At 67.8% G+C, this 12,149-nt stretch carries 10 protein-coding genes; 9 read left to right on the top strand and 1 reads right to left on the bottom strand.

Features of this window, described 5'->3' with window-relative positions:
• Positions 1 to 328 precede the first annotated feature (328 nt).
• From kdpF to MLG87_RS01820, 9 genes are all read left to right on the top strand, one after another.
• On the top strand, positions 329 to 421 hold the full coding sequence (kdpF, locus tag MLG87_RS01860; protein WP_243293527.1) for a K(+)-transporting ATPase subunit F: 93 nt from the start codon (positions 329 to 331) through the stop codon (positions 419 to 421).
• The gene (gene kdpA / locus MLG87_RS01855) at positions 418 to 2,124 is read left to right on the top strand and encodes a potassium-transporting ATPase subunit KdpA (RefSeq protein WP_243293526.1); all 1,707 of its coding nucleotides are present in this window, start codon (positions 418 to 420) and stop codon (positions 2,122 to 2,124) included. Before kdpF ends, kdpA begins: the two co-directional genes overlap by 4 nt.
• The gene (gene kdpB / locus MLG87_RS01850) at positions 2,121 to 4,199 is read left to right on the top strand and encodes a potassium-transporting ATPase subunit KdpB (RefSeq protein ID WP_243293525.1); all 2,079 of its coding nucleotides are present in this window, start codon (positions 2,121 to 2,123) and stop codon (positions 4,197 to 4,199) included. The genes kdpA and kdpB overlap by 4 nt, the downstream gene beginning before the upstream one ends.
• 10 nt (positions 4,200 to 4,209) lie before the next feature.
• Positions 4,210 to 4,821, top strand: a complete 612-nt coding sequence (gene kdpC, locus MLG87_RS01845; protein WP_243293524.1) for a potassium-transporting ATPase subunit KdpC — start codon at positions 4,210 to 4,212, stop codon at positions 4,819 to 4,821.
• Positions 4,822 to 4,830: 9 nt separating this feature from the next.
• Positions 4,831 to 7,515 (top strand): sensor histidine kinase, encoded by a 2,685-nt coding sequence (locus MLG87_RS01840; RefSeq protein ID WP_243293523.1) that lies wholly within the window; start codon positions 4,831 to 4,833, stop codon positions 7,513 to 7,515.
• Positions 7,512 to 8,207, top strand: a complete 696-nt coding sequence (locus MLG87_RS01835; RefSeq protein ID WP_243293522.1) for a response regulator — start codon at positions 7,512 to 7,514, stop codon at positions 8,205 to 8,207. Before MLG87_RS01840 ends, MLG87_RS01835 begins: the two co-directional genes overlap by 4 nt.
• A gap of 195 nt (positions 8,208 to 8,402) precedes the next feature.
• Positions 8,403 to 9,263, top strand: coding sequence for a UbiA-like polyprenyltransferase (locus MLG87_RS01830; RefSeq protein WP_279341037.1), 861 nt, complete (start codon positions 8,403 to 8,405; stop codon positions 9,261 to 9,263).
• Between the two features lie 60 nt (positions 9,264 to 9,323).
• A complete protein-coding gene (locus MLG87_RS01825; RefSeq protein ID WP_243293520.1) occupies positions 9,324 to 10,301 on the top strand; it encodes a M23 family metallopeptidase in 978 nt (325 codons plus the stop codon).
• A 19-nt stretch (positions 10,302 to 10,320) separates the two neighbouring features.
• Complete coding sequence (locus tag MLG87_RS01820) at positions 10,321 to 10,782, top strand: bactofilin family protein (protein ID WP_243293519.1); 462 nt, start codon at positions 10,321 to 10,323, stop codon at positions 10,780 to 10,782.
• 344 nt (positions 10,783 to 11,126) lie between these two features.
• On the opposite strand, the gene ruvB is transcribed toward MLG87_RS01820, so the two are convergent.
• On the bottom strand, positions 11,127 to 12,140 hold the full coding sequence (gene ruvB / locus MLG87_RS01815) for a Holliday junction branch migration DNA helicase RuvB (RefSeq protein ID WP_243293518.1): 1,014 nt from the start codon (positions 12,138 to 12,140) through the stop codon (positions 11,127 to 11,129).
• Positions 12,141 to 12,149: the final 9 nt, after the last annotated feature.

Here is a 12,149-nt window from a genome sequence, read left to right as displayed (position 1 = left end):
GGAATCCAGCCTGGAACGCCTGCCCCGACGACACCTCGATCGGTCCGCCTCAACTCCTAACAGCGTCTTAACGGGGCTCGAACCATGCTGTCGGACCGGGTGCCCCCCCACGGACCAGGCCGCCCGCAGGAGTCTCTGTGCACCTCGTGATGCCTTGGTTCTTCCCATTCGCCGCGTTGGCAGCCTGGCTGGGCCTCCGGGCCGCGCGCGCACTCTGGAGCGAGGGGGAGGGCGGACGCACCAGCGGCTGGTGGATGCTGATCCTGATGCTTCTTCCCTTCTTCTTCTGGTTGATCGCCCAGATCCAACCCCGGGAAGGAATGCTCCGATGAACCTCACCCTCCTGCTGGCCTCTCTCCTGGCCCTGGGCCTTCTGGGCTACCTCACCTTCGCTCTGCTGAAGCCGGAGACGTTCCAATGAGCCATGCCTGGTCCCAGAACCTGCTGTACCTGGCCCTGCTCCTGAGTCTGGCCCATCCCCTGGGAACCCACATGGCCAGGGTCCTGGAGGGTGGGCGAACCTTCCTTCACCCGATCCTATGGCCCCTCGAACGAGGCCTCTATCGCCTGATGGGCACCCACGAGGACGAGGACATGGGTTGGAAAGCCTATGCCTGGTCCATCACCCTCATCAAGCTCCTCGGCCTGGCGGCTGTGTTCCTCCTGATGAAGACCCAGGCGACCCTGCCTCTCAATCCTGAGCATCAGGGCAATGTGGCGACAGGCCTTTCCTTGAACACGGCCGTGAGCTTCATCACCAACACCAACTGGCAGGCCTACGGCGGTGAAGCGACGCTGAGCTACCTCACCCAAATGCTGGGCCTCACGGTGCAGAACTTCATCTCCGCCGCGACCGGCATCGCGGTGCTGGCCGCGCTCGTCAGGGGCATCACGCGCCGCAGCGCCGCGGGCCTCGGGAATGCCTGGGTAGACCTGGTGCGCAGCACCCTCTATATCCTCCTACCCCTGTCCTTCGCCCTCGCCCTTTTCCTGGTCTCCCAGGGCGTCATCCAGAACCTGTCGGCCTACCTCCACACGGCAGGCGGTCAGGTGCTCGCCATGGGGCCTGCCGCCTCCCAGGTCGCGATCAAGATGCTCGGCACCAACGGAGGCGGGTTCTTCGGTGCCAACGCCGCTCATCCCTTCGAGAACAGCTCGCCGCTCTCGAATTTCGTCCAGATGTTGAGCATCCTCCTCATCCCCGCGGCCCTCTGCGTGACCTTCGGGCACATGGTGAAGGACCGCCGCCAGGGCTGGGCGTTGCTGGCGACCATGACCGTGATGTTCGTCGGGGCCCTGGCCGTCTGCACGCGGGCCGAGGTGAAGGGCAACCCCGCCCTGGACGGCCTGGGGGTGACCCAGGTGGCCAGCCTCGATCAGCCCGGCGGGAACATGGAGGGCAAGGAACTGCGGTTCGGGCCCGGCGGATCTGCCCTCTGGGCCACAGCCACCACGGCTGCCTCCAACGGCTCCGTGAACGCCATGCACGACTCCTTCACGCCCCTGGGCGGCCTGGTCCCCCTATGGCTCATGCAACTGGGCGAAGTGGTCTTCGGCGGCGTCGGATCGGGGCTCTACGGCATGCTCATGTTCGCCCTGGTCGCCGTCTTCATTGGCGGCCTCATGGTGGGCCGCACCCCCGAATACCTAGGCAAGAAGGTGGAGGCCTTCGAGATGAAGATGGCCTCCATCGCCATCCTCCTGCCTTGCGCCGCTGTGCTGATCGGGACGGCCATCTCCGTGCTCGTTCCGGCGGCCGTGGCCTCCGTGAGCAATCCCGGACCCCACGGCTTCAGCCAGATCCTCTACGCCTGGAGCAGCGCCTCCAACAACAACGGCAGCGCCTTCGCCGGGCTCAACGCCAACACCTCGTTCTACAACTACGGCCTGAGCATCGCAATGCTCCTGGGCCGCTTCGGCGTGATCTGGCCCGTGCTGGCCCTCGCCGGTTCCCTGGTGAAGAAGAAGCACACGCCCGAGGGTCTGGGCACCTTGCCCACGCATACGCCCCTTTTTGTCGGCGTGCTCGTCGGAGTCGTGCTCCTGGTGGGCGCACTCACGTTCATCCCCGCCCTGGCCCTCGGCCCCGTCGCGGAGCACCTGACCCTGAGGAGCATCCGATGACCTCCCACTCGCGGCAGGACAGGCCTCTCTTCGAATCCGCCATCGTGCGGCGCGCCGTGCTGGACTCCATCCGGAAGCTGAACCCCCTTCACCAGATCCGGAGTCCCGTGATGTTCACCGTCTGGATCTGCAGTGCCTTCGCCACGGGCCTCTGGATCCAGGCCCTGACGGGCCGCGGAGAGGGACGCCCCGGGTTCATCCTGGCCATCTCCCTCTGGCTCTGGTTCACCCTCCTCTTCGCGAATTTCGCCGAAGCCATGGCGGAGGGTCGGGGCAAGGCCCAGGCGGATTCCCTGCGCCGGTCCAAGCGCGGCGTGAAGGCCAGGCGGCTACTCGGGGCCGACAGGATGGGGCCGCACGAGGTGGTCGATGCGCCGGTCCTGCGCGTCAACGATCTCGTGCTCGTGGAAGCGGGCGAGACCATCCCCGGTGATGGAGAAGTCATCGAAGGCGTGGCGTCGGTGAATGAAAGCGCCATCACTGGCGAGAGCGCCCCGGTCATCCGGGAGAGCGGGGGCGACCGCTCCGCCGTCACCGGGGGAACGCTCGTGCTCTCCGACTGGCTGGTAATCCGCATCTCGTCCAACCCGGGCGAGAGTTTCCTGGACCGCATGATCGCCATGGTGGAGGGCGCCAAGCGCCAGAAGACGCCTAACGAGATCGCCCTCGACATCCTCCTGGCGGGGCTCACCATCGTCTTCCTGCTGGCCACGGCCACCCTGCTGCCCTACTCCGTCTTCTCTACCAGAGCGGCCGGACAGGGGCACCCGGTGACACTGACCGTGCTGGTTTCGCTGCTCGTCTGCCTCATTCCCACCACCATCGGCGGCCTGCTCAGCGCCATCGGCATCGCGGGCATGGATCGCATGATCCAGGCCAACGTCATCGCCACCTCCGGGCGGGCCGTGGAGGCGGCGGGTGACGTGGATGTGCTGTTGCTGGACAAGACCGGCACCATCACCCTGGGCAACCGGCAGGCCGTGGCCTTCCTGCCCGCCGATGCCGTGGACTTGAAGCGGCTGGCGGATGCGGCCCAGCTCTCCTCGCTGGCCGATGAGACCCCGGAAGGACGCAGCATCGTGGTGCTGGCCAAGGACCAGCACGGCCTCCGCGAGCGGGACCTCCACGCCCTGGACGCCCACTTCGTGCCTTTCACGGCCCAGACCCGCATGAGCGGCGTGAACCTCGGCGCGCGCCAGATCCGCAAGGGTGCCGCCTCGGCCATCGAGGCCTACGTCCAGTCCCATGGCGGCACCTTCCCGGACGACCTGCGCCGGACCGTGGACCAGATCTCCATGGCAGGCGGCACCCCGCTCGTGGTGGCCGAAGGACCCCGCGCCCTGGGCGTCATCCAGCTCAAGGACATCGTGAAGGGCGGCATCAAGGAGCGCTTCGCCGAGCTGCGGGGCATGGGCATCAAGACGGTGATGATCACCGGCGACAACCCCCTCACCGCCGCCGCCATCGCCGCCGAGGCCGGCGTGGACGACTTCCTGGCCCAGGCCACGCCGGAAGCCAAGCTCAAGCTCATCCGTGAGTACCAGGCCGGCGGGCGCCTGGTGGCCATGACAGGAGACGGAACCAACGACGCGCCGGCCCTGGCTCAGGCCGATGTCGCCGTGGCCATGAACAGCGGCACCCAGGCCGCGAAAGAGGCAGGGAACATGGTGGACCTGGACTCCAACCCCACCAAGCTCATCGAGATCGTGGAGATCGGCAAGCAGATGCTCATGACCCGCGGTTCGCTGGCCACCTTCAGCATCGCCAACGACGTGGCCAAGTACTTCGCCATCCTGCCTGCGGCCTTCGTGGCCACCTACCCGGCCCTGGGCGCACTCAACGTCATGCGGCTCCACAGCCCCGAAAGCGCCATCCTCTCGGCGGTGATCTTCAACGCCCTCATCATCGTCGCCCTCATCCCCCTGGCCCTGCGGGGCGTCGCTTACCGGCCGGTGGGGGCGGCGCAACTGCTGAAGCGGAATCTGCTGCTCTACGGGGCCGGCGGCCTGGTGGTGCCCTTCATCGGCATCAAGGCCATCGACTGGCTGCTCGCCGCGCTCCACCTCGTCGCCTAGAGGAGCTCCCATGGACTCGCAATTCCGCCCCGCCCTCGTCCTCTTCATCGCGCTGTCCGCCCTCACGGGTCTGGCCTACCCCCTCGGGGTCGCCGGGCTGGCCCAGGCGGTCTTCCCCCATCAGGCCGAAGGCAGCCTGATCCGCAGGGACGGCCAGATCATCGGCTCCGAGTGGATCGGCCAGTCCTTCACGGCCCCGCGCGACTTCTGGGGCCGCCCTTCCGCCACTGTCGACACCCAAGGCAGGCCCCTGCCCTACAACGGTGCCAACAGCGGCGGGTCCAACCTGGCGCCCAGCAACCCGGATCTCCGCAGAGCGGTCCAGGACCGGGTCGCCGCCCTCCGGGCCGCGGACCCGGAGGCCAGCGGCCCGGTTCCTGTCGACCTCGTTACCGCGTCGGGCAGTGGCCTGGATCCACACATCAGCCCGGCTTCCGCGCTCTTCCAGGCTCACCGGGTGGCCTTGGCGAGAGGGCTGGACGAGGCCAGGGTACGCGGCCTCGTGGCTGCCCATGTCGAAGGCCCGCAATGGGGCATCCTCGGCGAGCCCAGGGTGAATGTCCTGAAACTCAACTTGGCCCTCGACGACCCGTTTGGGGCAAAGAGCCACAAATCCAGATAGCGTAAGGGCATGGCCTTCCAACGCCCTGACCCTGATGCCCTGCTCCGCAAGGTCCAGGCAGAAGAAGCCCGGGAGAGTCGGGCGAAACTCAAGGTCTTCTTCGGCGCGGCCCCGGGTGTCGGCAAGACCTACGCCATGCTGTCCGAGGCCCGGGAGCGGAGAGCCGAGGGTGCCGACCTGGTCATCGGAGTCGTCGAGACCCATGACCGGAGCGAGACGGCCGCCCTGACGGAGGGGCTGGAGACGCTGCCCCGAAAGGAGCTGGCCTACGCCGGTCAGTTCTTTCCTGAGTTCGACCTCGACGCCGCCCTGGCCCGCAGGCCGGCGCTGATTCTCGTGGACGAGCTGGCTCACACCAACGTGATGGGGTCCCGCCACGCCAAGCGTTGGCAGGACGTCATGGAACTGCTGGACGCGGGCATCGACGTCTACACCACGATGAACGTCCAGCACCTGGAAAGCCTCAAGGACGTCATCGCCCAGATCACCGGCGTCACGGTTCGAGAGAATGTCCCGGACACCGTCATGGAACGGGCGGACGAAGTCGAGCTGGTGGACCTGGCCCCGGAGGATCTGCTCGTCCGGCTCAGGGAGGGCAAGGTCTATCTTCCAGAGCAAGCCCGTCATGCCCGCGATCACTTCTTCCGCAAAGGCAACCTTCTCGCCCTTCGCGAGCTGGCCCTGCGCCACACGGCGGAGAACGTCGATGCCCAGATGCGACGGTACATGGAGTCCGAGGGCATCCGGAAGACCTGGGCTGCCGGTGACCGGCTCCTGGTCTGTGTCGGTCCGGACGGGCTCTCCGAGCGACTCATCCGCGCCACGCGCCGCATGGCGGGTTCCCTGGGGGCCTCATGGGTGGCCCTCTACATCGAATCACCCCGGCACTTCAAATTCAGCGAGGAGGAGCGGAATCGCGTCGAGGAGAATCTCCGGCTGGCCGAGAAGCTGGGTGGGGAAACGGTCGTCATCGAAGGCGGCGGCCGGACGGACGAGGACATCCTCGCATTCGCCCAGGATCGAAACATCACCAAGATCGTGGTGGGCAAGCCTTCGCGCCCAAGATGGCTCGACGCCTTCGCGGGTTCGCCGGTAGATGACCTCATCCGCCACAGCGGGAACATCGACATCTACGTCATCACGGGCGAGACGGCGGAACAGGCGGGCCCATCGGCCCTCCGGCCCCGCATCACGAGCCCCCTGCGGAACTACCTCTTCAGCCTCATCACCGTGACCCTCGCGACGGCCGTCGCCGGTCTGGTCTTCCGGCGCACCGAGCTGGCGGACATCGTGATGGTCTACCTGCTGGGGATCCTGGTGGTCGCCACCCGCTTCGGCCGCGGCCCCTCGCTCCTGGCTTCGATCCTGAGCGTGGCGGCCTTCGATTTCATCTTCGTGCCCCCCTATTTCACCTTCGTGGTATCCGACTTCCGCCACGTAGGCACCTTCTCGGTGATGCTTCTGGTGGGGGTGGTCATCGGCAATCTCACCGAGCGGATCCGGGCCCAGGCCCGTCTGGCCCGTGGCCGGGAACAACGGACACAGGCCCTCTTCCGACTGGGGCAGGGACTGGCCCGCAGCGCGGGGTCCACAGCGCTGGTGGCCGCCGCGATCCAGAACGTCGCGGCCCAGTTCCAGAGTCATGCAGTGGTTTTGCTTCCGGACGGTTCCGGACACCTGGAGGCACCGGCTCATCACTTCGCCTTCCCGCTGAACGACCAGGAACGGGGTGTGGCCCAGTGGGTCTTCGAGCATGACGAGCCTGCCGGACTGGGCACGGGCACCCTGCCCGGGGCCCGGGCCACCTACCTGCCACTCAAGGGGTCCAAGGGTCCCCTGGGTGTGATGGGTGTGCTCCCGGAGGGTGCCCCCCGGTGGGTGGAACCGGACCAGCGCCAGCTGCTGGAGGCCTTCGCCACCCAGACCGCGCTCGCCCTGGAGCGCGCCCTCCTGGCCGAGCAGAGCGCTGCGGACCGCCAGCGGGCCGAGGAGGAGCGTCTGCGGAACGCTCTGCTCAGTTCCGTGTCCCACGACCTGCGGACGCCGCTGGGCGTCATCACCGGCGCCGTGAGCACGGTCCTGGAGACGCCCGACCTCTCGGACGCCACCCGACGCGACCTCCTGACCTCGGCCCAGGAAGAGGCTCAGCGGCTGCATCGCCTGGTGAGCAACCTGCTGGACATCACGCGCCTCGAGGCCGGGGCCCTGGAGCTCCGCACCGAGTGGATCCCCGTGGAGGAGGTGGTGGGCGCCGCCCTGGATCGCCGAGAGCTGGGAGCGGAGTCTGCGCGAGTGAAAGCCCACCTGCCCGATGATCTGCCGCTGGTGGCCATGGATCCCGTCCTCATGGAGCAGGTGCTGGTGAACCTCCTCGACAACGCACTGAAGTACTCGCCGCCGGGTTCCCAGGTGGACATCAAGGCCTGGGCTGCGGGGAAGTCCCTCACTCTGTCCGTGACAGACCGGGGCCCCGGAATCGCTCCCGGAGAGGAAGTGCGGATCTTTGAGAAGCTGGCCCGAGGCGGCGCCGCCGTGGGCCATCCTGGCGCGGGACTGGGTTTGGCCATCTGCAGGGGTATCGTGGCGGCCCACGGGGGCCGGATCCAGGCGGTCAACCATCCCCAAGGCGGCGCGCAGTTCCTCGTGAGCCTCCCCCTGGGCACGCCTCCGCCCATGCCCGAGGAGGGCGCATGACTTCCGAGGCCTCGCAGGTCCTCCTGGTGGAGGACGAACCCCAGATGCGCCGGTTCCTCCGGGTGGCCCTGGAGGGTGGCGGCTACCGCTACCTGGAGGCCGCTTCGGGCCGGGAGGGCCTTGCCCTGGCCGTGCAGCACCGACCGGACGTGATCCTGCTGGACCTCGGTCTCCCCGACATGGATGGTCTGGACCTCATGACCCGGCTGCGGGAGTGGAGCCGCACCCCGGTCATCGTCATCTCCGCCCGGGGGCGGGAGACGGACAAGATCGGCGCCCTGGACGTGGGCGCGGACGACTACCTCACCAAACCCTTCGGCACCGGCGAACTCCTGGCCCGCATCCGGGTGGCGCTCCGCCATGCGGACCCCGGGGCGGTGGAAGACCCGCTGTTCACCCTCGGGCGCTGGCGCGTGGACCTGGCCCGGCGCCAGGTCCTGGTGGCGGGCCAGGAAGTCCACCTCACCCCGCTCGAATACAGGCTCTTCACCACCCTGATCCGGCATGCAGGGAGGGTGGTCACCCACCGGCAGCTCCTGAAGGAGGTCTGGGGCGGCGTGGCAGGGGCCCAGCCCCTCTACCTCCGCGTCTATATGGCCCAGCTCCGGCACAAGCTGGAGGAGGACCCCTCCCGCCCCCGCTACCTCCAGACCGAGCCCGGCGTGGGCTATCGGCTGCGGACGGAGGATTAGGCCAACTGCCCCCCCAAGACAACGGCCCCGATTCGCTGGATCATGTCTTCAATGGACAGCACGACGCTCCCCCCTGAACAGCCCACCGGATCCGACCCGACTGGAACGGACCTGCCCGAGCCAGAGGCTGGGGAGCCTTCAGCACAGCCGGCCGAGCCATCGGCTGGGCGAGGCGGTTCCTCCTTCAGGCACTTGATGGAACTGCTCGACATGATCAAGTTCGAGCACACGGTCTTCGCCCTCCCTTTCGCCTTCCTGGGGGCGCTGGGAGCCGCCCAGGGGATTCCCCCGTTGCGGACCATCCTGTGGATCCTGGCGGCCATGGTGGGGGCGCGCACGGCGGCCATGACCTTCAACCGCCTGGTGGACGTGGACGTAGATGCGGAGAACCCCCGCACGGCGGGTCGGGCCCTGCCCGCGGGCCGAGTCTCCAGGGGCGGCGCCATGCTTCTGATGGGGGCGGGCATCGTCCTCTTCGGCCTGGCGGCCGGGGCCCTGGGACCTCTCACCTGGGTCCTGTCGCCCCTGGCCCTCGTGATCATCCTGGGCTACTCGCTCTGCAAGCGCTTCACCTCCTGGGCCCACGTGGTGCTGGGTCTCTCCCTCTCCGGAGCGCCGCTGGGGGCCTGGATTGCCGTGTCGGGACGCATCGAGGCCCCTGCCCTGTGGCTCTCCGGGGGCGTCCTGGCCTGGACCGCGGGCTTCGACATCCTCTATTCCCTCCAGGACCAGAGCTACGACCGCGGCAGGGGGCTGCATTCCATGCCCGTCAGGCTGGGCACCGGCGGCGCCCTGGCCCTTTCCCGCGCCTTCCATCTCCTGGCGCTGACTGCCTGGGCCATGTTCAACCTCCACATGGGCAGCCACCTGATTTCCTGGGCTGGATGGGCCACTGTGGCGATCATGCTCGCGAAGGAGCAGTGGCTGGTCCGGGGTGGCGACCTGTCCCGCATCGACCAGGCTTTCTTCACGTTGAACAGTCTTGTGGGACTCGTGTTTTTCCTCGCCCACGCCTTGGAGTGGTGGCTATCATGCTCGCTTCTGGCGCCGGTCTAGATCGTTCGTTGTAAGAAGGCGAGTCGATCCATCGCGGATTCCCAGGTATGCTGAGAGGCCATGTCCACTCACCAGCCCGAACGCCGACTCGCCGTGCGCTCCAGCCGCCCCGATCCCGTGGGGTGGCTCACCGTGATGGTCGTCTTCAGCCATCGCACCCTCCGCTGGTCTCTCACGCGCCGGATGCTGCTCTGGGGGATCGGCCTGGTGGCCGGCTTTTCAGCCCTGGCGATGATCGGTTCCGGCTACGGGTTCTGGGCCACCAAGAAGATCATGAGCTTCAGCCGGCTCCAGAAGGAGACGGTGGAGCAGCAGGAGCAGCTCCGATCCTCCCTGGATCAGGCCCAGGCCCTCGAGGCCGAAGTGACAACCCTCCGGCAGCAGCAGACGGAACTGCTTAAGCTCCTGGATCCGAAGGCCTCCACCACTTCGCCCCTGCCCCCGCCGCCCGGGCAACCTGTGCAGCCCGCCGCCCCGCCGCCTCCCGGAACCCAGGAGAAGCTGTCCCGCCTCAAGCAGGACCTCGACTACACCACCAAGCAGGCAGCCGTCGTGCGGGCCAGGATGGAGCCAGTGCTCCGGGCCTGGGCGCACACGCCCTCCATCCCGCCCACGGCCGGCTACCTCAGCTCGGGTTTCGGGGTGCGCGTCAATCCCTTCTCCCGACCCAACGAGGAAGGGGATGGCCTGCTGGGCTACCACACGGGCATCGATATCAGCAACGCCCTCGACACACCGATCCAGGTCACCGCTGACGGCGAGGTGGAAGAAGCCGGCTGGATGGACCGCTACGGCTGGGGCGTCCGCGTGCGGCACAACAACGAACAGGAGACCTTGTACGCCCACATGAACCACGTGAACGTCAAGGCCGGGCAGAAAGTGTCCCGCGGGGATATCCTGGGCACGATGGGACGCTCGGGAAACGCCACCGGGGTCCATCTCCATTACGAAGTGCGGCTGAACGGCAAGCCCACGAATCCCCAGCCTTACCTGCGTCTCCAGCGCCAGTGGATCCGGGCGCTGCGCAAATCGTCCTGACCCCCCGAAGGAGCAACCCATGGCCGTATTCCGCACCAACAAGCCCAAGCCCGATTCCGCCCCCGCCATCCACTCGATCCTCGGCAAGGACGTGATTCTCACCGGAGAGATCCACACGGGCTCCCAGAGCCTGCGCATCGAAGGCACCGTGGAGGGGATCATCCAATCCACCGGCGAGATCTCCATCGCCCCGGGCGGCATGGTGAAGGGGACCATCTACGCCAAGCACCTCGTGGTGACCGGCCGCGCCGAAGGGACCATGAAGATCACCGAGTGCCTGGAGATCCATGGCACGGGCTACGTGGAGGGGGACGTCGAGGTCGGCTCCCTGGTGGTCGACGAGGGCGGCACCCTCCAGGGCGTCTGCGTCCGCCGGGACCAGACCCGCACCCTGGAGCTCGCGAACGCCGCCAAGGGCGGAACCCTCGCCATGTCCTCCACCGGGTCGCAGGCCCAGGACACGATCGACGCCAAGTTCTGATCAGCGGAACAGCGGTCCCGGATCGGACTTCACCCCCAGGTAGGCGTAGGCAGCATCGGTGGCCTTCCGGCCTTGGTGGAGGGACCCGTGTCCGCAAGCGCAGGCCCGCAGGGCCAAACGAGCGGGAGGACAGCGCGGTGCGCTGTCCGATCCACGGGAGCGGAGTACGCCCCTATCGGAACAGCGGCCCCGGATCGGACTTCACCCCCAAGTAGGCGTAGGCGGCATCGGTGGCCTTCCGGCCTTGGTGGAGGGACCCGTGTCCGCAAGCGCGGGCCCGCAGGGCCAAGCGAGCGGGAGGACAGCGCGGTGCGCTGTCCGATCCACGGGAGCGGAGCACGCCCCTATCGGAACAGCGGCCCCGGATCGGACTTCACCCCCAGGTAGGCGTAGGCCGCGTCGGTGGCCTTCCGGCCCTGGGGCGTGCGATCCAGGAAGCCCACCTGCATGAGGTAGGGCTCCACCAGATCCTCGAGCGCCCCCTCATCCTCGCCCAGCGCGGCGGCCAGGGTCCGCAGGCCCACGGGGCCGCCACGATGCTTGTGGCAGATGGCCTGGAGATACTCCCGGTCCAGGCCGTCCAGGCCCAGGTCGTCCACCTCGTGAAGCTTCAGGCAGGCCTCGGCGGATTCCACGGTGATGGTCCCGTCGCCCTTCACCTCGGCGTAGTCCCGGCAGCGCCGGAGCAGGCGGTTGCAGATGCGCGGCGTCCCCCGGCTCCGGCGGGCGATGGCCTCGGCGCCCTCCGGGGCCAGGTGGATGCCCAGGAGGTCCGCCGACCGGCGAGCGATGATGGCCAGGTCCGCCCGGGTGTAGAACTCCAGGCGATGGACCATGCCGAAGCGATCGTGCAGGGGTTTCGAGATGAGTCCGGCGCGCGTGGTGGCGCCCACCAGGGTGAAGGGCCGCAGATCCACCTTCAGGGTCTGGGCGCTGGGTCCCTGGCCGATGAGGATGTCCAGCTTGCGGTCCTCCATGGCCGAGTAGAGCATCTCCTCGATGGGCGCCGACAGGCGGTGGACCTCATCGATGAAGAGGAACTCCCCCGCCTCCAGGTTCGTGAGGATGGCCGCCAGATCCCCCTTCTTCTCCAGCGCCGGGGCCTGAATGACCTTGCAGGGCGCGCCCATCTCGTTGGCGAGCACGTGCGCGAGGGTGGTCTTGCCCAGCCCCGGCGGGCCGAACAGGAGCACATGATCCATCACCTCCCCGCGCTTCGAGGCGGCCTGGAGGGCGATCTCCAGCCGGGCTTTCACCTTGGCCTGGCCGATATATTCCTGGAGGCGTTGGGGCCTCAGCGAGTATTCAACGGGGTCCTCCAGGTTCGTGGAGGGATCGAGGTCAGGATGCCGGTGCATGACTTCTAT

The organism is Geothrix mesophila (genome assembly GCF_022808835.1).
GTDB classification, from domain to species: Bacteria; Acidobacteriota; Holophagae; order Holophagales; family Holophagaceae; genus Geothrix; species Geothrix paludis.
Note: the sequence above shows the minus strand (reverse complement) of the source record. Positions and strands in the feature narration are given on the sequence as shown.

Coding starts and splice junctions, on each gene's coding strand:
- kdpF (WP_243293527.1), top strand. CDS start 329: ATGAACCTCACCCTCCTGCTGGCCTCTCTCCTGGCCCTGGGCCTTCTG.
- kdpA (WP_243293526.1), top strand. CDS start 418: ATGAGCCATGCCTGGTCCCAGAACCTGCTGTACCTGGCCCTGCTCCTG.
- kdpB (WP_243293525.1), top strand. CDS start 2,121: ATGACCTCCCACTCGCGGCAGGACAGGCCTCTCTTCGAATCCGCCATC.
- kdpC (WP_243293524.1), top strand. CDS start 4,210: ATGGACTCGCAATTCCGCCCCGCCCTCGTCCTCTTCATCGCGCTGTCC.
- MLG87_RS01840 (WP_243293523.1), top strand. CDS start 4,831: ATGGCCTTCCAACGCCCTGACCCTGATGCCCTGCTCCGCAAGGTCCAG.
- MLG87_RS01835 (WP_243293522.1), top strand. CDS start 7,512: ATGACTTCCGAGGCCTCGCAGGTCCTCCTGGTGGAGGACGAACCCCAG.
- MLG87_RS01830 (WP_279341037.1), top strand. CDS start 8,403: ATGGAACTGCTCGACATGATCAAGTTCGAGCACACGGTCTTCGCCCTC.
- MLG87_RS01825 (WP_243293520.1), top strand. CDS start 9,324: ATGTCCACTCACCAGCCCGAACGCCGACTCGCCGTGCGCTCCAGCCGC.
- MLG87_RS01820 (WP_243293519.1), top strand. CDS start 10,321: ATGGCCGTATTCCGCACCAACAAGCCCAAGCCCGATTCCGCCCCCGCC.
- ruvB (WP_243293518.1), bottom strand. CDS start 12,140: ATGCACCGGCATCCTGACCTCGATCCCTCCACGAACCTGGAGGACCCC.